18 protein-coding genes are annotated in these 22,753 nt (G+C 60.8%); 7 read left to right on the top strand and 11 right to left on the bottom strand.

From position 1 onward, the window contains the following. Positions 1 to 6: 6 nt before the first annotated feature. The 10 genes from ABEB22_RS08185 to cyoA all read right to left on the bottom strand — a co-directional run bounded on the left by ABEB22_RS08185 (position 7) and on the right by cyoA (position 11,827). Positions 7 to 1,677 carry a protein kinase domain-containing protein gene (locus ABEB22_RS08185; RefSeq protein WP_406870039.1) on the bottom strand — a complete coding sequence of 557 codons (1,671 nt, stop codon included), beginning with the start codon at positions 1,675 to 1,677 and terminating at the stop codon, positions 7 to 9. 60 nt (positions 1,678 to 1,737) lie between these two features. Beyond that, the gene (locus tag ABEB22_RS08180; RefSeq protein ID WP_339113369.1) at positions 1,738 to 2,589 is read right to left on the bottom strand and encodes a formate/nitrite transporter family protein; all 852 of its coding nucleotides are present in this window, start codon (positions 2,587 to 2,589) and stop codon (positions 1,738 to 1,740) included. A 31-nt stretch (positions 2,590 to 2,620) separates the two neighbouring features. Then, positions 2,621 to 2,947: a nitrite reductase small subunit NirD gene (gene nirD / locus ABEB22_RS08175; RefSeq protein ID WP_339113370.1), complete on the bottom strand. Its 327-nt coding sequence runs from the start codon at positions 2,945 to 2,947 to the stop codon at positions 2,621 to 2,623. Beyond that, positions 2,944 to 5,388 carry a nitrite reductase large subunit NirB gene (gene nirB / locus ABEB22_RS08170; RefSeq protein WP_406870038.1) on the bottom strand — a complete coding sequence of 815 codons (2,445 nt, stop codon included), beginning with the start codon at positions 5,386 to 5,388 and terminating at the stop codon, positions 2,944 to 2,946. The genes nirD and nirB overlap by 4 nt, the downstream gene beginning before the upstream one ends. Before the next feature lie 404 nt (positions 5,389 to 5,792). Then, positions 5,793 to 6,680 (bottom strand): uroporphyrinogen-III C-methyltransferase, encoded by an 888-nt coding sequence (gene cobA, locus ABEB22_RS08165; RefSeq protein ID WP_406870037.1) that lies wholly within the window; start codon positions 6,678 to 6,680, stop codon positions 5,793 to 5,795. 207 nt (positions 6,681 to 6,887) lie between these two features. Then, entirely contained in the window at positions 6,888 to 7,610 is a 723-nt protein-coding gene (locus tag ABEB22_RS08160; protein ID WP_406870036.1) for an SURF1 family protein, read from the bottom strand. An 84-nt stretch (positions 7,611 to 7,694) separates the two neighbouring features. Further along, positions 7,695 to 8,069, bottom strand: coding sequence for a cytochrome o ubiquinol oxidase subunit IV (gene cyoD, locus ABEB22_RS08155; RefSeq protein WP_339113374.1), 375 nt, complete (start codon positions 8,067 to 8,069; stop codon positions 7,695 to 7,697). After that, entirely contained in the window at positions 8,069 to 8,692 is a 624-nt protein-coding gene (gene cyoC, locus ABEB22_RS08150; RefSeq protein WP_339114425.1) for a cytochrome o ubiquinol oxidase subunit III, read from the bottom strand. Before cyoC ends, cyoD begins: the two co-directional genes overlap by 1 nt. Before the next feature lie 2 nt (positions 8,693 to 8,694). Continuing rightward, positions 8,695 to 10,692 carry a cytochrome o ubiquinol oxidase subunit I gene (gene cyoB / locus ABEB22_RS08145; protein WP_339113375.1) on the bottom strand — a complete coding sequence of 666 codons (1,998 nt, stop codon included), beginning with the start codon at positions 10,690 to 10,692 and terminating at the stop codon, positions 8,695 to 8,697. Further along, positions 10,682 to 11,827, bottom strand: coding sequence for a ubiquinol oxidase subunit II (gene cyoA, locus ABEB22_RS08140; protein WP_350935129.1), 1,146 nt, complete (start codon positions 11,825 to 11,827; stop codon positions 10,682 to 10,684). The genes cyoB and cyoA overlap by 11 nt, the downstream gene beginning before the upstream one ends. A gap of 675 nt (positions 11,828 to 12,502) precedes the next feature. On the opposite strand from cyoA, the gene ABEB22_RS08135 reads away from it, so the two are divergent. From ABEB22_RS08135 to ABEB22_RS08110, 6 genes are all read left to right on the top strand, one after another. After that, positions 12,503 to 13,249, top strand: a complete 747-nt coding sequence (locus ABEB22_RS08135; RefSeq protein WP_350935127.1) for a siderophore-interacting protein — start codon at positions 12,503 to 12,505, stop codon at positions 13,247 to 13,249. A 67-nt stretch (positions 13,250 to 13,316) separates the two neighbouring features. Then, a complete protein-coding gene (locus ABEB22_RS08130) occupies positions 13,317 to 13,814 on the top strand; it encodes a DUF4405 domain-containing protein (RefSeq protein ID WP_339113378.1) in 498 nt (165 codons plus the stop codon). Positions 13,815 to 13,874: 60 nt separating this feature from the next. Then, positions 13,875 to 14,534 carry a response regulator transcription factor gene (locus tag ABEB22_RS08125; RefSeq protein WP_339113379.1) on the top strand — a complete coding sequence of 220 codons (660 nt, stop codon included), beginning with the start codon at positions 13,875 to 13,877 and terminating at the stop codon, positions 14,532 to 14,534. Continuing rightward, positions 14,531 to 15,979, top strand: coding sequence for a HAMP domain-containing sensor histidine kinase (locus ABEB22_RS08120; RefSeq protein ID WP_339113380.1), 1,449 nt, complete (start codon positions 14,531 to 14,533; stop codon positions 15,977 to 15,979). Before ABEB22_RS08125 ends, ABEB22_RS08120 begins: the two co-directional genes overlap by 4 nt. Positions 15,980 to 16,095: 116 nt before the next feature. Continuing rightward, a complete protein-coding gene (locus tag ABEB22_RS08115) occupies positions 16,096 to 17,016 on the top strand; it encodes a substrate-binding domain-containing protein (protein ID WP_406870035.1) in 921 nt (306 codons plus the stop codon). An 18-nt stretch (positions 17,017 to 17,034) separates the two neighbouring features. Then, positions 17,035 to 19,260 carry a methyl-accepting chemotaxis protein gene (locus tag ABEB22_RS08110; RefSeq protein ID WP_406870034.1) on the top strand — a complete coding sequence of 742 codons (2,226 nt, stop codon included), beginning with the start codon at positions 17,035 to 17,037 and terminating at the stop codon, positions 19,258 to 19,260. A gap of 52 nt (positions 19,261 to 19,312) precedes the next feature. On the opposite strand, the gene ABEB22_RS08105 is transcribed toward ABEB22_RS08110, so the two are convergent. Then, entirely contained in the window at positions 19,313 to 20,230 is a 918-nt protein-coding gene (locus ABEB22_RS08105; RefSeq protein WP_339113383.1) for a formate/nitrite transporter family protein, read from the bottom strand. 169 nt (positions 20,231 to 20,399) lie between these two features. On the opposite strand from ABEB22_RS08105, the gene ABEB22_RS08100 reads away from it, so the two are divergent. Continuing rightward, positions 20,400 to 22,712, top strand: a complete 2,313-nt coding sequence (locus ABEB22_RS08100; protein WP_406870033.1) for an FdhF/YdeP family oxidoreductase — start codon at positions 20,400 to 20,402, stop codon at positions 22,710 to 22,712. The last annotated feature ends 41 nt before the right edge of the window (positions 22,713 to 22,753 follow it).

Here is a 22,753-nt window from a genome sequence, read left to right as displayed (position 1 = left end):
TGGCCGTCATCGGACGGCAAGATAAAGGCAGAGAAGCGCCAGAACGGCACTGACCCCCTGCCAGAACAGAACCGGATTGCGTTCCATCAGTGGTCGATGCGCTCCGGACCGCCATGCCGGATTCGGGCGCTCCATATCCACGAGGAACTCGGTCAGCGCGTCGTAGCGGCGGCTCGGATCGGGGTGGAGCGCGCGGGCCAATGCCTGATCCACCCATGCTGGCACACCGCTCTCGTCATCGCGGGCCGAGGCATAGCGTAACGCCGCCTGATCCTTGCGCGAGCGGATGCGGGCCACTTGTGCGCCATAAGGCAGACGGCCCGTCAGCATTTCATAAGCGATCACCCCGATCGCATATTGATCCGACCGCCAGCTGACCTGATCGCCCGAGAGATATTCGGGCGCGGTATATTGATAGGTGCCCGCCTGAGGCCCCAAGCCGCCAGCGGCCGTGCGCTCGACCCCCGTCACCGCGACGGAGCCGAGATCGATGACCTTCACGGTGCCCTCGGTATCGATCATGATATTCTCGGGACGTAGGTCCTGATGGATCATGTTGCGCCGGTGTAGCGCCCGCACACCCTGCACGATCTGGCGTAAAAGCGCGCGCACCTGTGCCAGTTCGGGATGTGGATTGTCTGTCATCCATTGCCGGAGGCTCTGCCCCTCGACCCATTCGGAGACGGTGAACAGATGCTGGCGCGGACGCGGCTCCGGCACGCGCAGCACATGGTCCGAGCGCACCCTGCGCGCGGCCCATTCCTCGGCCAGAAAACCGGTGCGGAAGGTCGCGTCCTCGGCCATCTCGGCGCTCGGGATCTTCAGTGCGACCCGTGCGCCCTCCGGCGTTTCGGCCAGATAGATATGGCTGCGCGCAGTGGATTGCACCTGCCGGATGATCCGGTAGCCCTCGAGCATCTCCCCCGCCCGCGGCAAGGATGGCAGAACCAGATCCTGCGGCAGGGGCGTATCGGCCTCGGGCAGGCTATCAACGCGCAGGACCTGAACTGTCAGATTGTCGGTGCTGCCTGCCACAAGCGCCTGATCGACCAGCATCTGCGCAATCTCTTGGGGATCTTGGAGCGCAAGCGCGACGTCCTGCGCCTCGGGCGACAGATGCTCGTGCACGCCGTCGGTGGTCAGCACCAACAGCTCCCCCTCCGCCACCGGCAATGCAACATATCCCGCCTCCGCTCTGGCACCGATCCCCAAGGCCCGATCAAGCGAACGCCCCGTCTTGTGGTCACGCGTGAGCGGCATCAGGCGCCCGTTTTCCACACGCGAGATCCGGCTATCGCCCAGATGCAGGCAATGCGCGATGCGGTCTTTCACCACCAGTGCCGCGAATGTTGTAACATGGCCGCGCTCGATATCGGCAAGGGCCGCGTTCTGCCCCCAGAGGGCTGCATTGATCGCCGAGATGACACCACGCGCGGCGGTCTCCACCGGCCATGACGAAGGCGTGGCGTAATAATCGTTGAGAAAAGAGGTCACGGCGAACTCCGCCGCCTCCGCCCCCAGAGTGGAGGTCGAGATCCCATCGGCCAGCACGAGGCCGATCCCGTGGCCCGCCAGATCGCTCAGCATGGCGCCGGCACGGTCCTGATTTTCGGGCTTCACACCCGCGACGGACAGCTGGCCCAGAGTGACCTTGAGAGAGGCGCGCATCGGTTTCATGGAGATCTCCGGAAAGCGGAAGGCCCCACCTTTGCGGCGGGGCCTCTGGTAGCGGCGGGATTACTCGGCGGCGACGCCGGTCGCGTCGCCATTGCGCGAGATGGTCGCGTTGCGCTTGGGCGATTCCTTGAAGTGGGTCATGTAGATCATGCCACCCACAAAGGTCAGACCGCCCACGAGGTTCCCCAGAACAACCGGGATCTCGTTATAGAGCAGGTAGTCGGCCCAGGTGAACTGGCCACCCAGCATGATCCCCGACGGGAACAGGAACATGTTGACGATCGAATGCTCGAAACCGAGGTAGAAGAACACGAGGATCGGCATCCACATCGCCATGATCTTTCCCGAGACCGAGTTCGACATCATTGCGGCCACCACACCGGTCGAGACCATCCAGTTGCACAGCACGGCGCGGACGAAAACGGTCAGCATACCCGCTCCACCGGCTGCGGCATAGCCCAGCGTCCGTGCCTCACCGATCTGGCCGATCTTCTGGCCCACGGCATTGGGTTCTGCCGAGAAGCCCATGGTGAAGACAATCGCCATCAGCACGGCAGTGGTCATGGCACCGGCGAAATTGCCGACAAAGACCAGACCCCAGTTGCGCAGCACCCCGCCCCAAGTGCAACCCGGACGCTTGGCCAGCACTGCCAAGGGCGCAAGGGTGAACACGCCGGTCAGCAAGTCAAAGCCCAGCAGGTAAAGCATGCAAAAGCCCACGGGGAACAGAAGCGCGCCCACGAGCGGCTGTCCGGTATTGACGGTGATGGTCACGGCAAAGGCCGCCGCGAGCGCCAGAATGGCCCCTGCCATATAGGCACGGATCAGCGTGTCCTTGGTGGACATGAAGATCTTGCCTTCACCGGCATCGACCATCTTGGCCGCGAATTCCTTGGGTTGGATATACGACATGATATGAGATCCCTGTTTTATGATTGGTCGTTCAGACGCCGAGATAGATGGTTTCGCCATCCAGCTTGACGGGGAAGGTAGCGGTCTGGCCATGATCGGCGCCTTGGGCGGCGCCGGTTTCAAGCGAGATCACCCAATTGCAGATCGGGCAAGTGACGAGGCCGTCATGCACGATCCCCTGGCTGAGCGGCCCGTTATCATTGGGGCAGCGGTCTTCGAGTGCAAAGAGCCGGTCATCATTGAGACGGAATACGGCAATGCTGGTATCGCCCTTGATGACGCAGCGTGCGCCAAGGCGGGGGATTGCGCTGAGGGGGCCGATGGCCACCCAAGTGAGGCTGGTAGCGGTGGCGTTCATTCTGCGGCCTCCAGTTTGATTTCTGCCATCGGTTCGATCTCGGACGCGCCTTTTCCGGCGACAAATTCGGCCCAAGGATCGATCTGTGCGAATTGCTGCGAGTAGACGAAGCGGTCGTAATAGGCGCGGCGTTGCTCGGGGTCGTTGACCAGAACGTCCTGAATATGGTCATAGCCAAGACGGTTGGCCCATTTATAGATCCGCTCCAGATAGAAGCCCGTCTCGCGATACCATTGCGTCAACGCGCCGGTATATTCGATGACCTCTTCCTCGGTCGCCACATTCACCAGCTTGGTGGTGCCTTGGATATGCAGGCCCGCCGCGCCGCCATAGACGATCTCGTAGCCGCTATCGACGCAGATCACCCCGATATCCTTGCAAGTCGCCTCGGCGCAGTTGCGCGGGCAGCCGGTGACCGCCAGTTTCAGCTTGGCCGGAGACCATGCGCCCCAGAGGAACTTCTCGAGCTTGATGCCGAGCCCGGTGCTGTCTTGCGTGCCAAAGCGGCACCAGTCCTTGCCCACACAGGTTTTGACAGTGCGCAGACCCTTGGCATATGCGGCCCCCGAGACCATGCCCGCCTTGTTCAGATCAGCCCAGACGGGGATCAGGTCTTCTTTCTTCACGCCTAGCAGGTCGATTCGCTGGCCGCCGGTCACCTTAACGGTGGGGATGTTGTATTTATCGGCCACATCGGCAATCGCGCGCAGCTCGTCGGGCGTGGTCATGCCGCCAAACATCCGCGGAACCACCGAATAGGTGCCATCCTTCTGGATATTGGCGTGCAGACGCTCGTTGACGAAACGCGAGCGCTGATCGTCCTCGTACTCGCCCGGCCATTCCGACAGAAGGTAATAGTTGATCGCGGGGCGGCATTTGGCGCAGCCCTCGGAAGTTTTCCATTCCAGCGTCTGATAAACGGCCTGAATGGATTTCAGACCGGCCTTCTTGATAGTGGCGCGCACGATCTCGTGGCCATGCTCGGTACAGCCGCAGACGGGCTCGACCGCTTTCTGCACGAAGCTCTCGCCCAGCACGGATTTCATGACACAGGCCACGAGGTTAGAGCAGCTGCCGCAAGAGGCCGATGCCTTGGTATGGGCGCGCACATCGGCCAGCGTCGTCAGACCCTGCTCGTTGATCGCCTTGACGATGGTGCCCTTGGAGATCCCGTTACAGCCGCAGATCTCGGCATCATCTGACATCGCGGCCGCCGCTTCGACCGGATCGAAATTGCCGCCGCCCTGATGGGCTTGGCCGAAGATGATGGTCTGGCGCATCTCTTCGATGCAGGCGCCGGATTTCAGCATCTCGTTATACCAGCCACCATCGGCCACATCGCCATAAAGCACCGCGCCGACGATCTTGTTCTCCTGCACGATCAGGCGCTTGTAAGACCCGCGAGCCGCGTCGCGCAGCACGATCTCTTCATAGCCTTCGCCGAACTGGCCGACCGAATAGAGGTCACAGCCCGTCACTTTCAGCTTGGTGGGCGTATCGACATGTTTGAAGCCCGCGATCGGTGCGCCGGCAAGATTGGCCGCAGCGATCTTGGCCATATCGTAGAGCGGCGCGACAAGGCCATAGACCATGCCGCCCACTTCGACGCATTCGCCGACCGAATAGATCGCAGCATCCGAGGTGCGCATCTGGTCATCGGTGACGATGCCGCGATTGACCTCGAGCCCCGCCTCTTTCGCAAGGCCGGTATTGGGGCGGATGCCCACGGCCATGACCACCAGATCGGCGTCCAGAATGGTGCCATCTTCCAGCTCGACACCTTCCACACGCTCGGTGCCGAGGATCTGCTTGGTATTGGCCTTGCAGCGCACCTCGATCCCGCGCGCCTCAAGTGCCTGTTGCAGCAGATGGCCCGCTGCCGGGTCCAGCTGACGCTCCATCAGCGAGGGCATGATATGCAGGACGGTTACGTCCATGCCGCGGTTCTTCAGACCGGCCGCAGCCTCGAGGCCCAGAAGACCACCGCCGATCACCACGGCACGGCCACCACGCGCGGCTGCCGCGATCATGTTCTGCGTATCATCAAGGTCGCGGTAAGCCAGCACGCCCTCCAGTTGATGGCCCGGAACCGGAATGATGAACGGGTTGGAGCCGGTGGCGATGACCAGCTTGTCGTAATGCACGACACGGTCTTTGGCCGAAGTGACGGTTTTCGCGTCACGGTCGATCCCGATGATGCGCTCGCCCATATGGAGCGTGACACCATGCGAGGCATACCAGTCCTCGCTATGGATGATGATATCTTCATAGCTCTTATCGCCGGCAAGCACGGGCGAGAGCATGATACGGTCATAATTGACGCGCGGCTCGGCGTTGAAGATGGTTACATCATACAGGTCCGGCGCAGTCTCGAACAGGTGTTCGAGCATCCGGCCAGGAGCCATACCATTTCCGACGATGACGAGTTTCTGCTTGGTCATAACGAACCCCTAATGGCATGCGACACGATGGTCGCGGCGAGTGAGTTCGGGAGTGAAGCTGCATAGACGGGCAGGCATCATCCCGCATTCTGAAGAAGATCAGTGCGAAATGCAGCGCCATTGCCGCAGGCCCCTAGGGGCGTTTTCGGAAGAGCCGCGCCATTGCGGCAGATGGCCTTAATCAGGCCTTAAACTCAGCATTATCGCGGAATGACGATTCCACAAACCATTTTGAAGGACGTTCCGTAAAAATCTGGCAGCGCCCATGAGATATTGAAAAACTTGCCCAAAACTAAGCAACAAGCTGCATAATTGACAAAATAAACAGCACATTAAAAATACACCCAAAAGAAAACCGGGCGCGAGCCCGGTTTCTATCCGTCCCAAACAATGCGTCACGCGCATTATTCGACGGCTTGCAAGCCCGCCTGCGTCGGTATTTCAGATACCGCCATCGTCTTGGGGTAGCGGATGAAGATCACAGCAGGGCTATGAAGATCCTGCGCCTCGATCTCCTGCGTCAGCGTGCCAAGCGTCATCTGCCCCTTGCGCTCATGCGGCGTGCTGACCGAAGCTACAACGTCGATCTCGCATTCGGGCGGCACACCGGCCTCCAGAAGATCGCGCTGGATCTCTCCTGCCCGCTCGACCGCCATATAGAAGGCCATCGAGGTGCCGGGACGGGCAAAACGGGTCCGGTCGGAGGGCGCGTCGCCGGGGCGGCAGGTGCCGGTCGTCAGAACGAATGTATCGGTTAGCCCGCGCGAGGTGAGCGGACGCGTCAGACTCGCAGCCGCCGCCGAGGCCGCCGTGATCCCGGGGATAATCTCGACCGGAATATCGGCTGCACGGGCGGCAGCGATCTCTTCGCAGGCCCGACCGAAAATCGACGGGTCGCCGGATTTCAGCCGCACCACGCGCCGACCTTTCAGAGCCTCCTCCACGATCAGCGCGTCGATCTTGTCTTGCGGCCAGGCGCAGGCGCCCACCGCCTTGCCAACATAGACAGTCTCGATCCCGCTTGGGATCAGGTCGAGGATTTCGTCCGAGATCAACCGGTCATAGAGCACGACATCCGCTCGCCGGATATGATCCACAGCCCGCAGAGTCAGCAGGTCGGCGGCTCCCGGCCCCGCCCCCACAAGCGAGATATGTCCGCGCCGCGGTGCCTCTTGACCCTGCCCTGCGGCAAGCGATCGCCCGCTACTGGCCCGGACCGGCGCATCGACCAGACCCAGACCGATGCCGAACCAGCGCATGCGGTCGCGAAGAGCAATAGGAAGGCCCATCATCGTCATGTTCCTCAAAACAAAAAAGCCGCCAGACCTCACCGCATATGCAGGGGGTCAGGCAGCTTCGCCCGGAATCCTAGAAAGTCGACGCGACGTCGTTGCCGCATGGTTCCTATTACCAGAGTTTGTTCACAGCGCGCAATATTCCGGCTGGGGCGGAGGGCGGCTTTTCCGAAAACCTGCTCGCATTGCACATTATTGCGGCACTCAGCCGCGCTTTTTCAGCTCTTGCCGCAGCACGACGACCCAGCCCACAAGGCTGAGTGCCGCCATAGCAAACCATGTGATGGCGTAGCTCAGATGAGAATTGCGGAATTTCACCACCGTCTGGCCCCCGCGCGGGAAACCCTCGGGATCGGTCAGATCCTGATCGATGAAATAGGGAGCCGCGTTTTCGAGCCCCTTGGTTTTGGTGATCGAAGCGATATCACGGCGATACCAGACGCCATCCTCAGGACGGTCGTTCTGGCTGAAGAGATAGCCGTGATCCTCGGTGATCCGCAGCAGGCCGGTGATGTGCTGCTCGCCCTCGGGCGCCACGCGGCTGTCGGGAGATTTCTTCTCCTCCGAGACCACGCCACGGTTGATCATCACGATCGTGCCGTCATCGCGCTTGAGCGGCGTCAGCACCCAGTAGCCCGGTCCGAACATTGAGGGCGTGTAGATCAGCACCTCGTCCTCGTTCATGAAAGTGCCATCCACCTCGACATGGCGGTATTCATCTCCCTCGCGGGTGATCCCCGCCCAGTCCGCGGGGCCGGGCGCCGGCACCGGCTCTGCCGCCACCCGCGCATCGACCCGCGCGATGAGATCGAGCTTCCAATGCAGCCTATGCACCTGCCAGATGCCGAGCGACATGAAAAGCGCGACGAAAGCGGCAGCCAGAACGGTTGCGATGCCCAAACGGACCCAGCGGATTTCGGTAGTCATAGGAGGTCTCCGGATTGCTAGAGAGAAGCAGATAGCAAAACGGGGCCAGTTTCCCGGCCCCGTCATTCGGTCATGATGCCCAGATCAGCCCTGCTGGTTCTGGAGGTTCATCATTTCCATCATCTGTTCCTGGGTCGGCATCGGCTGCATGTTTTCGTTCATATTGTGCATGACCCAGAGCGAGCCTGCGAGAACGATAACAAGGATGATGACCGCCAGAACGGTGGCTGCCAGCGTCCAGCCCTCTTCAACCGAACGGTTGACATGGAGGAAGTAGACGAGGTGCACGATGATCTGGACGGCGCCCAGACCCATGATGATCCCGACGATGGTCGTCCGCGACATATCCACATCGGCCATCACCAGATAGAAGGGGATGATCGACAGGATGACGGCAAGGACGAAGCCGATCATCAGCTGGCCCATGGAGCCATGCGAATGCGAGCTATGTTCAGCCATTAGACGAGCCTCACGAGATAGACAAAGGAGAAGACGCCGATCCAGATCAGGTCGAGGAAGTGCCAGAACATCGACAGGGTCGACAGGCGGCGCATATTCGCCTCGATCAGACCGTGCTTACGGAGCTGGAAGACCAGAGTGATCAGCCAGATCGACCCGAAGGTTACGTGCAGACCATGGGTCCCCACCAGCAGGAAGAAGGCGGACAGGAAGGCCGAACGATCGGGGCCTGCGCCAATGCTGATGAAGTGATGGAATTCGTAAAGTTCGATGCCGAGGAAGCCCAGACCGAAGGCCAGCGTGATGATGAGCCACATGATCGTGCCGCCAAGCTTGTGGGCAGTCGCATTCAGCATGGCCACACCGAAGGTGATCGACGAGATCAACAGCAGCGCGGTTTCCCACAGCACCAGTGACGGTTCGAACAGATCTTTCGGGCCCGGGCCGCCGGCATAGTTGCCACCAAGAACGGCATAGGTCGCAAAGAGCGTGCCGAAGATGATGCAGTCCGACATCAGGTAGAGCCAGAAACCGATCGGCGTCGGGCTCACATGATGATGGTCCTGATGATGGTCCGGACCTTCCGGCCCCTTGATGGGGCCGGTGACGGGGGTATCAAGCATCGTCATGCTGCATTTCCCTTTGCTTCGGTTTCCGCGATCTCTTCTACGGGGATGTAGTAGTCACGGTTGTAGTTGAAGGTATGGTAGATCGTGTAGGCGACGACACCGACGAAGCTTACGACAGCCAGCCACCAGATATACCAGATCATTGCGAAGCCGAAGATGAAGGCCAGCGCCGAAATGACAAACCCTGCGGGCGTGTAATGCGGCATGTGGATCGGCTGGTAGTCGGTTGACCACTTGAACCCACGCTGTTTCATCGCCCAGAATTCGTCGATCCCGTTGATGTGGAGATCCTGCGGGAAGTTGTACTTCGCCGGCGGGGACGAGGTTGCCCAGTCGAGCGTACGCGCATTCCACGGGTCCGAGCCACAAGCCAATTCTTTACGCTTGTAGATCGAGTAGGCGAAGTTCGCGAAGCTCAGCAGGATGCCGGCCAGGATGAACAGTGCACCGATGGCGGCAACGACGAAGTAGGGCTGCCAGGACGGATCCGAATAGGAGTTGATCCGGCGCGTCACGCCGATGAAGCCCAGCAGGTAGAGCGGCATGAAGGCAAGGTAGAAGCCCACGAACCAGCACCAGAAGGACGCTTTACCCAGACCGTCATGCAGCTTGAAGCCGAAGGCTTTGGGCCACCAGAAGTAGACAGCTGCATAGATCGCCCAGACAACACCACCGATGATGACGTTATGGAAGTGCGCGATCAGGAACAGCGAGTTGTGGAGCTGGAAGTCGACCGGCGGGATTGCCAGCATGACGCCGGTCATACCACCGATGGTGAAGGTCACGATACCGCCGATCACCCAGTACATCGGGGTCTCGAACCGCACGCGGCCTTTATACATGGTGAAGATCCAGTTGAAGATCTTCACACCCGTCGGCACGGCGATGATCATCGTCGTGATACCGAAGAAGGTATTCACGGCAGCGCCCGACCCCATCGTGAAGAAGTGGTGCAGCCACACGATGAAGGACAGAACCATGATCGACATCGTTGCCCAGACCATCGTCTTGTAGCCGAAGAGCGGCTTGCCGGAGAAGGTCGCCACGACTTCCGAGAAGATCCCGAAGCAGGGCAGGATGAGGATGTAGACCTCCGGGTGACCCCAGATCCAGATCAGGTTGACATACATCATCGCGTTCCCACCAAGGTCGTTGGTGAAGAAATGCGTACCGATGTAGCGGTCGAGCGTCAGCATCACGAGGGTTGCGGTCAGAACCGGGAAGGCCGCCACGATCAGGATGTTCGTGCACAGCGCGGTCCAGGTGAAGACCGGCATACGGAACAGCGACATGCCCGGCGCACGCATCTTGAAGATGGTGGCGCACATGTTCACGCCCGAAAGCGTTGTCCCGATACCCGCGATGTTCAGCGCCCAGAGATAGTAATCCATCCCCGGCCCGGTCGAATAGGCAGCGCCCGATAGCGGCGGGAAGGCCAGCCAGCCGACGCGTGCGAACTCACCGATGAACAGCGAGATGTTGACCAGAAGCGCGCCGGCCACCGTCATCCAGAACGAAAAGTTGTTCAGGAAGGGGAAGGCCACGTCGCGGGCACCGATCTGCACGGGCATGACGAAGTTCATCACACCGGTGATGAAGGCCATGGCCACGAAGAAGATCATGATCACGCCGTGAGCGGTGAAGACCTGGTCATAGTGGTGCGGCGGAAGGTAGCCCTCTGCCCCGCCCGCAGCCATTGCCTGCTGCGCGCGCATCATCAGCGCGTCGGCAAAGCCGCGCACGAACATGATGAAACCGAGCACCATATACATGATGCCGATCTTCTTGTGGTCGATCGTGGTGACCCAATCGGTCCAGAGCGGTTTCCATGCCTTGAAATAGGTCATGAGCGCCAGAACGATGATGCCTGCAACGGCAACACCTGCGAAGGTCGCGATCAGAATCGGCTCATGATAGGGAATGGACGAGAGACTGAGCCGCCCGAAGATCGGGGAGATCGTCTCCTGCGCCACGCGAGCTTCTTCAGTTAACATTGGTTTTATACTCCTGGTTCGGGAGGCAGAGGCCATCGGCGCCAAGCGCGGCTTGCGCCATGATCTGACGCGCGTCGAGTGCGGACATGTGCTCCTCGGAGGTATCTGCCGGCAGCGAGATCAGGTTACCGTGACCGTCGATCGCACGCTGGTCGTCATATTCGAACAGGTGCTTGGGCATGCCGATGGTGGCATGCTCGCCGCCCTCGCCTTCGGCTTTCTCGCCTTCATGGCCTGCGATCTGATCACGATGCATGTCGAGCATCATCATCTCGTTCATACAGACCTTGTTCTCTTCGACACACAGCCCGACGATACGGTCGAACAGACCGTCCACAACGGAGCTGTAGTAGCTAACGGGTGCGTCGATGGTGGGCTGCTCAAGCTGCAAGTAGGATTCGCGGGTCAGAGGCTCGCCTTCCGCCTTGGCTTTGGCGACCCATGCGTCGAAATCGGCGTCGTTCACGGCATGCGTGGTGAACGTCATCTTCGAGAAACCGGGACCCGAGTAATGGGCGGAACGCGACTGGAAATCACCGGTTTCATCCGCGATGAAATGCAGTTTGGTTTCCATGCCAGCCATCGAGTAGACCATACCCGCAAGCGCCGGAACCCAGAACGTGTTCATCACGGTCGAGCCGGAGAGCTTCATATTGATCGGGCGTCCCTCGGGGATCACCAGTTCATTGACGGAAGCCACGCCCTGCTCGGGATAGATGAACAGCCATTTCCAGTCGAGCGAGACCGCTTCGACTTCGACCGGTGCGCCCATGTTCTCGGTATGGTCGAGCGGACGATAGGGGTCGAGGCGATAGGTATAGATCGCCAGGATGACGCCGAGAATGGCGACGATGATGACCGGAATGCCCCAGACAACGACTTCGATCTTGGTCGAATGCGCGAATTCGGGCTCGTAATCGCTCTGGTCATCGCGATCGTGGCGGTATTTCCAGGGGAAATAGACCGTCATGATGACAACAGGGATGATGATCAGCAGCATCAGGACTGTCGAGATGACCAGTAGGTCGCGCTCTTGCTCAGCGACCCAGCCGCTGGGGAAAAGAACTTCGTACTGACATCCCGCCAGCGACGCTGCCGCCAACAGCATCAGCGGGAGTTTGAGGTGTTTCAACAATGCGTGCCTCTTGCAGCTTTGCAGCTTCGGGCATGCAATGCAGCACCCTCGCCGCAATTTGTAGTAAAAGTCGGGACCACATGCCACGAGCAGGGGGCCAAGACAAGACTAGAGCCTGCATTATGCATCAACAGGTTAAATCTCTATGCGACATTCCGACGCGCTGAATTTCCGGCAGGATTTTTGCAGCCGATTCCTTGGGTTGAAATACAGGTAAACGAATCAGATCGCATTCCTGTGTAAAAACGTCGCAACACGCCCCCTCAAGAGGATGTAAAATAGAGATTTTTTTAATGATGAACTTGATTTTTCGAATAAAAATTTTCTTGATCTGCACTGCGTGACAACTCATGGAGACGTGAGTTGACAAAACTGATCCGTATCAAATCTGTATAATTTTCGGGCAGAAGACACTAGGCAAAGTTCACTTTTTTAATCACGGCAATTTTACAATTTTGCATGCCGGTTATGAACACACGTCATGCCTTTAGAGCATGTCACAACTTGAAACTCGCAAAATCTTTCTCAACCAGCGCTACCGCGGCTGACCTGTGACCATATGCACAACCGCCTCGCAACCGGACGCCTTGACCCGGGCCTAATTCTCGATTTTTTTAATCAGGAAATGTGCAGGCGCCATCCGGCCCCCGCATAGATTGCAATCCAGGATTTCCCATGACCACATCAGATACCTTACCGCGCATTGAGCGTCAGCGTCACGAGCTTGTCCGTCGCACGCTGACCGTCTCCGAGATCACCCGGCTCACTCCCAATATGCTGCGCCTCGTCTTCTCGGGGCCCGAGCTAGAGGGGTTCACCTCGACCGCTCCCGACGACCATTTCAAACTGATCGTACCCGATGCGGATGGCGAGCCGGTGATGCGTGAATATACGCCCCGCGTCTTCGACCCCGAAACCCTCACGCTGACCGTCGATTTCGCGCTACATGATGCAGGCCCCGCCACGCTCTGGGCCAAATCGGTGTCCGTCGGGGACGAAGCGCGGATCGGCGGGCCACGCGGATCGCAGACTATCACGGGCCCGATCCGCAGCTGGCTGCTGATCGGCGACGAGACCGCCCTGCCCGCCATCGGCCGCCGCCTTGCGGAGCTTCCCGCCGATATTCCGGCCACCAGCCTCGTTGCCGTACAGGGCCCCGAGGACGAACAGCCCCTGCCCTCTCCCGCGCAGACATTGGCGCTGTGGATCCATCGCGACGATCCGACGGACCCTGCGCCCTTCATCGAGCGGCTCGCCTCGCTCGATCTGCCAGAGGGCACCTTTGTCTGGATCGCCGCAGAGGCCGCTGTCGCGCGCGCCATCCGCGACGCATTGGAGCAGCGCGGCCATCCCCTGCCCTGGATGAAGGCCGCAGGCTACTGGATCAAGGGTCAGGCCGATTCCAGCGACAAATCGATGTAAGCTTCAGCTTCGCATCAGACTCGCACGCTACGCTCCGGAGACAGGCCCGCTTTCTCCGGAGTTTATTATGCGCCAGACCCTTTTCCGCTATGCGACACCACTCATCACCGGATTATTCCTCGTTTCCCTCGTCTCGGGCGTCGCCCTGTTCTTCCATTGGCAGATGGGCTGGTTCCACAGCATGCATGAATGGCTGTCGATGGTGCTCGTCATTCCCTTCGTTCTGCATCTGTGGCGCAACTGGCGACCCCTGAAAGCCTATTTCAAGGCGCCGCCGATGCTGCTTGCCCTCGTGGCCTCGCTGATTGCGGCCGTGGCATTCGCCCTGCCGATCAGTTCGGAAAGCACCGCCAAGGGCGGGCGTCCCCCGCAATTCGCCCTTGCACAGAAGCTGCTCGACGCCCCGATCTCGGAGATCGCGCCGGTTCTGGACAGTGACAGCACCGCCCTGCTGACGCGCCTGCAAGCGGCGGGCTATAGCGGCACGCCCGAGCAGTCGCCCGCCGAGATCGCCCAAGGCGCCGGTGCGCAGGTCGATGCCATCGCCCGCCTGCTCTTGCAATAAACGCGCGCAGACGGCATCCCTTGAACCACCCCCGATCCGTAGCCGAAAGGACCCGCCCCCATGCGCATTCTTCTTGTCGAAGACGATCAGAGCCTCGGCAGTGCCGTCAGCGACCAGATCCGCGCGGACGGGCATTCGCTCGACTGGGCCCAGACGCTGGAGGAGGCGCGTGATCTGACAAAGATCTCGCGTTTCGACCTCATCCTGCTGGACCTCATGCTGCCCGACGGGCGCGGCATTCCGTTTCTGAAAGACCAGCGGACGGGCGGCTCCACGGTGCCGGTGATCATCCTGACCGCCCTCGATCAGGTCAGCGACCGCATCGCGGGGCTGAATGCGGGGGCAGATGACTATCTGGTCAAGCCCTTCGATCTGGACGAGCTATCAGCGCGCATCGGATCGGTCGCACGGCGCTATAGCGGCAATCCGAACCCGACGGTGGATATTGCCGATCTGCGCATCGACCTGCCTGCAAAATCGGTGACCCGCGAGGGGCTTCCCGTAACCCTGACGGGGCGCGAATGGGCGCTGTTCGAGGCGTTTCTCGCCCGTCCGGGCCAGCTTTTGTCCAAAGCCCAGCTGGAAGAGGCTCTCTACAGTTTCGATGACGAGATCGGCTCCAATACGATCGAGGTCCATGTCAGCCACCTTCGCAAGAAACTGGGCCGTGACCGCATCCAGACCGAGCGCGGGCTGGGCTACCGACTGGTGGCACAATGAGGCTGCCCCGTTCTCTGGGACTGCGCATCGCGCTTCTCATCGGTGCGGGCGTCGCGGTCCTGTGGCTGGCGGCCGCCGTGGTCACCGCAGGGCTCATGAGCCGCGAGATGAACCGCGTCTTCGACCGCGAACTGAGCGATACCGCGCAGCGCATCCTGCCTTTCGCTCTGCGCGAACAACGCCTGCGGGCGCGCAACTCCGGTGAGGTCCAGCAGGGCACGCGTGATCACAGCACCCGCGAGAACCAGTCGCCAAATGCGCGCTCCCGACCCGACCCGCAGCGCAATGACCGCTCGCCCAACGACCGCCTCTGGCCGCCGCCGCCGCCCGAAAACCGCGCGGTGGCACGGCTGGATGACCGGCCCGACACCGTCGAATTCATCGTGCGCAATCAGGCCGGTGATGTTCTGTTGCAAACCGATGGCAGCGAGGACATCGCCATCTCCGACGATATCACGCCCGGTTTCCTGACCTTGTCGGGCTATCGCACTTTTACCGATTATTCTCCCCGCGCGGGCCTGTCGATCACCGTGGCAGAGCCGCTCGACCACCGGCAGGCGGTGCGACGCAATATGATCCTGCTGCTGTCGCTACCGCTGCTGATCGCGTTGCCCCTCGGGCTGGGCGGGATCTTCTGGGCGGTGCGGCGGGCACTCAATCCTGTGCGCCAATTGGAGCACGATCTGGCTCTTCGCGGGCCGCAGCGTCTCGATCCGTTGGAGAGCGAGCACATGGTCTCCGAGCTGCGCCCGATCGCCGACGGAATCAATGCCGTTTTGTCGCGCCTCAAGGCCGCCTTCGACTCCGAGCGCAGCTTTGCCTCCAATGCCGCGCATGAGATGCGCACACCCGTGGCCGGTGCCATCGCACAGGCCCAGCGGCTGCGCGCCGAGAGTAGCGATCCGGTCGCGATCTCGCGGGCACTGGAGATCGAGGGCGGGCTGAAGCGTCTGTCGCGCCTCTCCGAGAAGCTTATGCAGATGGCGCGCGCCGAAGGGGCGCAGCTCCGTCTGGACGGAAAAAACGATCTGCGGATGATCCTCGACATCCTGCTCGATGATATGCGCCGCGCCGATCCGGCAATCGCGGCCGGGCTGGACGTGAACCGTCCTGACCGCCCCGTGATGAGTGATCTCGACCCTGATGCCTTCGCAATCCTTGCGCGCAATCTCATCGAGAACGCGCGCAAACATGGGACGGGCGGCGTAGAGATAAGCCTCAGCCCCGATGGCAGGCTTACCGTCCGCAATGATGCGCCTGCCCTGCCGCCGGAGCAGCTGGCGCGCATCTCCGACAGGTTTGCCCGCGGGGATGGTGCCGGAGACGGCACGGGGTTGGGTCTCGCGATTGCCCATGTGATCGCCGAGAGGTCGGGGGCAACGCTCGAGCTGCACAGCCCGATCCCCGGCAAGGCAAGCGGATTTCAGGCCGTTTTCCTGCCATAACATCGCATTTTAGCTATCTTTTGGTGAAATAAGCACTTTCTTAGGCCGCGACTGCTACCCCTGAAGGTCAATCCCCGGGAATCACTTTCCGGCCAGTCCTTTGCACGAGGTAGTTGATGTTTGCGCGCCTGCTCTTTCCGGTCCTCCTATGTGTCGCCAGTCCGCTCGCGGCCGCGACATACGGGGTAACGTTAATCGATAGATCCCAGATCTTCATCAAGGCTTTGGAGGGCGGCTTCACCGATGCGGCAGCCTCCATGCCCAATACGGATCTCGAGATCATGGATGCGCAGAACAGCACCGAAACGCAGCTCGAACAGGTGCAGAAGCTCATCGACATGAAGGTCGATGCTCTGATCGTGAATGCCGTAAGCGCCGATTCCGGCCTGACCATCTCGCGTATGGCCCAGAAGGCCCGCATTCCTCTGGTCTTCGTAAATGCGAAACCCCTGAACTGGGAGGTCCTGCAGGGTCCGCAGGTCTATGTCGGCTCGCCCGAAACCCAATCGGGCAGCCTCGAGGTAGGCTATGTCTGCGATGCATTGGGCAATACGGGCACGGTGTCGATCCTTGTCGGCGATCTGGTGTCGGAAGCAGCGCGCGAGCGGACCAAGGCCTATTACAGTGAACTGGCCACCGATCATTGCTCGGGCGTCACCATCCAGGCCGAAGCTTTTGGCAACTGGTCGGTGGATGGTGGACGTGCCATCATGGAGAAATGGCTGGCCGAGGGGCCCCTGCCCGATGCGGTCGTGGCTAATAATGATGATATGGCGCTAGGGGCGATTGCCGCTCTCGACGAGGCAGGTATCGATCACAGCACAATCCTGATCGGCGGCATTGACGGCACCGCCACCGCCCGAAAGGCAATGACCGAAGGCAAGCTCGACGTCACGGTATTGCAAAACGCCGCCGAGCAGGCCCGTGGCGCCATCGTCTCCGCGCAGCAGCTTCTGGCGGGCGAGACCCTGCCCCCGCAAGTCTGGATACCCTTTGAACTCGTGAAACCGGCCGATGCGTCGGTCGCAATGAACTGACCGGCGGCGGAGACCTAAATGCTTACGAAATTCAATAACTTCTTCGCTGGGATCGGTCCGCGCCTCGCGTTCAGCCAGATCCTCCTCGTTACTATTCTCGGCGCCGCCATCACCGTTGCATGGCTTGTCTTCCAACAGTTTTCGACGAGCATGCACGAACTGGCCGAAGACAATGTCCCCGATCTACGCAATACCAGCGATATCATGGTAAGCGCCAACCGCCTGCCCGAGCTGATCACCGCGCTGCTTCTGGCCAATACACCCGCCGAGATCGATGAGGTCCTGAAGACCTCGGAGCAGCGCTTTGCCGCCTTCTTCGAACTGGCCCGCCAGCGCCCGCCGCGTCAGGCCATTGATCTCGCCGACCGCATGTCCGAATTCAAGCTGCAACTCCTGCAGCTGGCGGCGGCCCGCGAGGATGCCTCGCTTGCGCATACAGCCGTCCGTCAGGATCTCAGCAAGCTCGAGATCCTCGTCTCGCAACTTGAACTGATGGGTCCGCCCCAAGCCCGCGCCGATGCGCAATCCCTGCTTCGCCAGATCGTTACGGTGTCGATGGAGGGGGATCTGATCGGTCTGGACCGGTATAAGGCCTCTGTCGAGGGTCAGGCAAAACTGCTGATCTTCAGCCTCGGCGATGGGTATGAGACCGATGTCGCAATGCTGCATGACCTGATCGACCCCGAAACCGGGGTAATCGCACGGCGCGGCAACGAACTCGAAGCGCTGGCGGCGGGGGCTGCCGCCTCGAGTGCGGCGCTGAGCGAGATCACACAGCTCAGTGCGGGCGCTGCCGCAGTGGGAGGCGAAGCCCTTGACGGCGTAAGCGCTCGCGCCGGCGTTCTGGATAGCCAGATCGGTAAGGCGACCAGAAATATGGAGCTTGCGATCGGTGCCTCGCTTCTCGTGCTCATGGTAACGATCGGCTTCCTGCAGATGGTTCTGGTACGCCCGTTGCGGGATCTGACCCGACGCACCCGCGATCTGGCCGAGGGCAATATCGATGCGCTCGAAGGCACGAAAAAACGCGGGGGCGAACTGGGGGCGATGATCGAAGCGCTCCAGATCTTCAGGCAGAACATTCTCGCCAATCGCGAGTTGGAGGAACAGCAGCGCGAGGCCGAGGCCCGTGAGGCCGCCGAGCGTGAGGCGGAAGCCCAGCGCAAGCTTGAGGCAGAGCGTACAGAGATGGAACGTAAGGCCCGCGAGGAACGCGAACACATGGAGCGCGAGCACGCCGCCGCGGCCGAGAAACAGCGCCTTGCCGAACTGGCCGAGGCCGAGCGCGCCGAGCGCGCGGCAGAGCAGGAGCAGGTTGTCTCCACCCTCGCGAAGGCCCTTGGCCGTCTTTCGCAAGGCGATCTGACCCAGCGCATCGAGACCCGCTTCCCCGAGAGCTACGAGGCCCTGCGCGCGGATTACAACCGCAGTATCGACTCGCTCAGCCATCTGGTAGGTTCGATCCAGTCGAGCGTCAGCCACATCCTCAACAATGCCTCCGAGGTCAGTCAGGCCGCGACCGACCTGTCGCACCGCACCGAAAGCACGGCGGCGACCCTTGAGGAAACGGCGGCCGCGGTCGAGGAACTCGCGGCCAACACCGCTTCCGCCGCCGATAACAGCCGCCGGACCGAAAAGGTCGTACATAGCTCGAAATCGGAAACCCTTGCGTCACGCGATATTATGGCACAGGCGGTCGCTGCGATGAATTCCATCGCCGAAAGCTCCAACCGGATCACGCGGATCATTGGTGTGATCGACGATATCGCCTTCCAGACCAACCTTCTGGCACTCAATGCCGGCGTGGAAGCTGCGCGAGCGGGCGATGCGGGGCGCGGCTTTGCGGTCGTGGCCTCCGAAGTCCGGGCCCTTGCACAGCGCTCGTCGGAAGCGGCGAGCGAGATTGGCGGGTTGATTTCGGAAAGCTCCGATAGCGTGAAGATCGGCGTAGATCTTGTCGGCCAGACCGATACCGCCCTGCAGCGTATTGCCGACTCAATTGCCGAGATTGCGACCAATATTTCCAGCGTGGCCAACTCGGTCGAGGAACAATCCCATGCCGTTCGGGAAATCAACTCGGCGACCGCCCAGCTTGACCAGATGACCCAGCAGAACGCGGCGATGTTCGAGGAAACATCAGCAGCCTCTCTGGCCCTCTCGCAAGAGGCAAAATCGCTGAACGAGGCAATCACCCAGTTCCGCGTCGCGGGCTCCGGCTATGATGACACCGCAAATGCGGCATAACATTAAGTCAAGGGGCCCTGCCGGGCCCCTTTCCATTCCGCATCCGCGCCCCTCAGCTACGCCGTCTCGCGCGCGGATCCCCCTCATGGCGCCACGGGCATTCCTTGGGCTCCTCCAGCTCGGTCTTGATCTGCGCCCATGTGAGAACGGTAAAGAATACCGATCCGCCAAGCACATTCCCGATCAATGCGGGCAGGGTAAAACCGGTAAGCGCCCCGATCGCGGACATCTTGCCCGATAGCACCACGATGGTCGCCTCGGTCGAGCCTGCCACCACATGGGTAAATTCCGCCGTCGCGATGATCCATGTCACGATGACGATCATCAGCAGCTTGGACTGGCGGGCATTGGGCAACATCCAGACGAGCGCCGCGATCAGCCAGCCCGCACCAATCCCCCGCAACATGGTTTCGAGCCACGGGAAATGGGTGGCCTCTTCCGAAAGCTCCTGAACCGCTTGCCAGAGCGCCGGATCATAGCCGCGCATGAGATAGAGCACGATCCCGAACAATGTCGCGCCGATCAGGTTGAAGAGGAAAACGATCCCCCATAGCCGCGCAAGGCGCCGGAACACCTCCGGTCCGGGCTCATCCAGCGCCGGACAGACCGCAGTGATGGTGTTCTCGGTGAACAGCTGCATCTGCCCCATGATCACGATCAGGAAGCCCACCGTATAACCGAAATTCTCGACAAGTGGACGCCATTCGGCATCAGGCAGATGAGACCGCAGAAGACCTTCGGTGAAAACCGAGAACCCGATGGCGATCCCGGCAATGAGCGAGGACATGACCAGCGCCGAGGCCGGACGCATCAGCTCTTCCACCCCCGAGCGGCGGATCGATTCAAAAATGGCAGGCGGGCTCATCGCCCCCGTTTTCTCGATGGCCCGAAGCTCGTGCTCGTCGAACGAGGCTTCATGTTTCTTTTCCGCATGCTCCTGATCCGCTGCGGCCTGTTCTCGCTCTGACAACTTCGGTTCCTTCCGCTCGTTTGCCGTCACATAGATTTTTGCAACCGTGAAGGAACGTAGTATCGCAGCATTTCGTTCCATTGGTTCGGGATGTGCTATGATTTGTCGCATCCAGACTTGTGCCTGCGCATTGGGCGCGTCACAAAAGAGGAGCCTTGCGCGCTGGGAGATGCCGATGAAACCCGAAGATTACAGCCATTCGCCCGTTGAAGCCGATGCCGGCACCCCTGTCTATAAACGACCCGCAGGGGGATGGGGATCGCTTGAGGGCGTCGCGCGGATCATGAAGAAAGAGCCTCCAACGCCCTTGGCGCTGCAGATCCTTGCCAAGCTGAACAAGACTGGCGGCGCGATGTGCTCGTCCTGCGCATGGGCCAAGCCCGCAAATCCCGGAACATTCGAATTCTGCGAGAACGGCGCCAAGGCAACGTTGTGGGAGCTGACCACGAAGAAGGTGGGCCCTGCCTTCTTCGCTACGCATAAGGTCAGCGACCTGCGCCAGTGGACCGATCATGATCTGGAAGCCGCAGGTCGCCTGACCCATCCGATGCGTTATGATGCCACCACCGACAGCTATCAGCCTGTGGCGTGGGAGGAAGCTTTTGCCGAGATCGGGCGAGAGTTGAACGGGATCACCCCCGATGAGGCGGTTTTCTATGCCTCGGGCCATGCGGGCCTCGAGCCCTCCTATCTCTACGCGTTACTGGCGCGGATCTATGGCACCAACAACCTGCCGCAATCTTCGAATATGTGCCACGAGACCACCTCGGTGAACCTCAACACCTATCTTGGCGTTCCTGTAGGCACCTGCACGCTGGAAGATTTCGACCATTGCGATGCGCTGTTCTTCTTTGGCCAGAATACCGGCACCAACAGCCCGCGGCTGCTGCACACTCTGAAAGAGGCTGTGGATCGCGGCTGCAAGGTAGTGACCTTCAACCCGATCCGCGAAAAGGGCCTGCTGGAGTTCACCGACCCGCAGAGCCCCAAGCAGATGGTCACCGGCAAATCGACCAAGATTTCGGACCATTACTATCAGGTCCGTCCCGGCGGGGATATCGCCGTGCTGGCGGGCATGATCAAATATGTGCTCGCGCGCGAAGATGCCGCCCCCGGCACAGTGCTGGACCATGACTTCATCGCCGAGCATACGCAGGGGCTCGAGGAGGCGATGGCAGAAATCCGCACTATGGACTGGGCGGAGATCGAGCACCATTCGGGCCTGACCCGCGCCATGATCGAGCAGGCTGCGGAAATCTATGTCGACGCCAAGCGCGTGATCGGCGTCTATGGCATGGGCCTGACCCAGCATGTCAACGGGTGGCTGAACCTCGGCATGCTGGTCAACCTGTTGTTGTTGCGCGGAAATATGGGCCGTTTGGGTGCGGGCATCTCGCCCGTGCGCGGGCACTCCAACGTGCAGGGGCAGCGCACCGTGGGGATCGGCGAGAATCCCGCGCTCTTCCCGCTCGACAAACAGGAGAAGATGTTCGGCGTCACCCTGCCCCGCACACGCGGGATGAATATCGTGAAGGCCGGTAAGGGCGTGATCGAGGGCCGGGTGAAAGCCACCATCGCGCTCGGCGGCAACCTCCTGCGCGCCATGCCCGATATCGAGCGGCTGGAAGAGGCATGGGGCAAGCAGAACCTCACCGTCTCGATCGCGATCAAACTCAACCGCTCGCATCTCAATCCGGGTAAGGTGTCCTATATCCTGCCCTGTCTGGGACGGACCGACGAGGATCTGCAGAACGGCGTACCGCAGGTGCAGACCGTCGAGGACACGATGAGCCATATCTTCGCCTCGCTGGGCCGCGCCAAGCCGCCAAGCGACCAGTTGAAATCCGAACTTGCCATTATCGCGGGCATCGCCAAAGCCACCCTACCCGCCAATCCTGCGCTGCAATGGGATGACTGGACCGCGAATTACGACCATGTGCGCGATCTGATCGCCGCCACTTGGCCCGCGCAGTTCCACGAGATGAACCTGCGCATGTCGAAGGCGGGCGGGTTCTACCGTGGCAATGCAGCCCGCGAGCGGCGCTGGAACAACGAGGCCGGAAAGGCGCTTTTCACCACGCCCACGACCCTTTCGGCGCTGGGTCAAGAGCCCGGCACCACCGCGCGTGGCCAGAGCTACACGCTCAATACCATGCGCTCCAACGACCAGTTCAACACCACGATCTACGGGCATTCGGACCGCCTGCGGGGACTTTCGGGCTCGCGTATGGTGGTGCTCATCAACCGCGGCGAAATGGAACGGGCGGGGCTTTCGGAGGGTCAGAAAGTCACGCTGGTCTGCGATATCGAGGACGGGCGCGAGCGCCGTGTCGAGGGACTGAGCGTCACCGCTTTCGATCTGCCCGATGGCTGTGTTGCGGGCTATTATCCCGAGCTGAACCCTTTGATCCCGTTGGAATATCACGAACTCCGCTCCGGCACACCCGCCTATAAGGGCACCCCCGTCCGGATCATCGCATAAAAAAGGGCCGCCTCATGTGCGGCCCTTCCAGCAATCGGAGT

Source organism: Thioclava sp. 'Guangxiensis' (genome assembly GCF_045348365.1).
Lineage (GTDB): Bacteria > Pseudomonadota > Alphaproteobacteria > Rhodobacterales > Rhodobacteraceae > Thioclava > Thioclava kandeliae.
This window is presented reverse-complemented; position numbering and strand designations above follow the sequence as displayed.

What these genes read in the sequence shown, in the direction of transcription:
- ABEB22_RS08110 (WP_406870034.1), top strand. Translation starts at nt 17,035, where the DNA reads ATGCTTACGAAATTCAATAACTTCTTCGCTGGGATCGGTCCGCGCCTC.
- ABEB22_RS08185 (WP_406870039.1), bottom strand. Translation starts at nt 1,677, where the DNA reads ATGAAACCGATGCGCGCCTCTCTCAAGGTCACTCTGGGCCAGCTGTCC.
- ABEB22_RS08115 (WP_406870035.1), top strand. Translation starts at nt 16,096, where the DNA reads ATGTTTGCGCGCCTGCTCTTTCCGGTCCTCCTATGTGTCGCCAGTCCG.
- ABEB22_RS08120 (WP_339113380.1), top strand. Translation starts at nt 14,531, where the DNA reads ATGAGGCTGCCCCGTTCTCTGGGACTGCGCATCGCGCTTCTCATCGGT.
- cobA (WP_406870037.1), bottom strand. Translation starts at nt 6,680, where the DNA reads ATGATGGGCCTTCCTATTGCTCTTCGCGACCGCATGCGCTGGTTCGGC.
- ABEB22_RS08125 (WP_339113379.1), top strand. Translation starts at nt 13,875, where the DNA reads ATGCGCATTCTTCTTGTCGAAGACGATCAGAGCCTCGGCAGTGCCGTC.
- ABEB22_RS08135 (WP_350935127.1), top strand. Translation starts at nt 12,503, where the DNA reads ATGACCACATCAGATACCTTACCGCGCATTGAGCGTCAGCGTCACGAG.
- ABEB22_RS08130 (WP_339113378.1), top strand. Translation starts at nt 13,317, where the DNA reads ATGCGCCAGACCCTTTTCCGCTATGCGACACCACTCATCACCGGATTA.
- cyoC (WP_339114425.1), bottom strand. Translation starts at nt 8,692, where the DNA reads ATGCTTGATACCCCCGTCACCGGCCCCATCAAGGGGCCGGAAGGTCCG.
- nirB (WP_406870038.1), bottom strand. Translation starts at nt 5,388, where the DNA reads ATGACCAAGCAGAAACTCGTCATCGTCGGAAATGGTATGGCTCCTGGC.
- cyoB (WP_339113375.1), bottom strand. Translation starts at nt 10,692, where the DNA reads ATGTTAACTGAAGAAGCTCGCGTGGCGCAGGAGACGATCTCCCCGATC.
- ABEB22_RS08180 (WP_339113369.1), bottom strand. Translation starts at nt 2,589, where the DNA reads ATGTCGTATATCCAACCCAAGGAATTCGCGGCCAAGATGGTCGATGCC.
- cyoD (WP_339113374.1), bottom strand. Translation starts at nt 8,069, where the DNA reads ATGGCTGAACATAGCTCGCATTCGCATGGCTCCATGGGCCAGCTGATG.
- nirD (WP_339113370.1), bottom strand. Translation starts at nt 2,947, where the DNA reads ATGAACGCCACCGCTACCAGCCTCACTTGGGTGGCCATCGGCCCCCTC.
- ABEB22_RS08160 (WP_406870036.1), bottom strand. Translation starts at nt 7,610, where the DNA reads ATGACTACCGAAATCCGCTGGGTCCGTTTGGGCATCGCAACCGTTCTG.
- ABEB22_RS08100 (WP_406870033.1), top strand. Translation starts at nt 20,400, where the DNA reads ATGCCGATGAAACCCGAAGATTACAGCCATTCGCCCGTTGAAGCCGAT.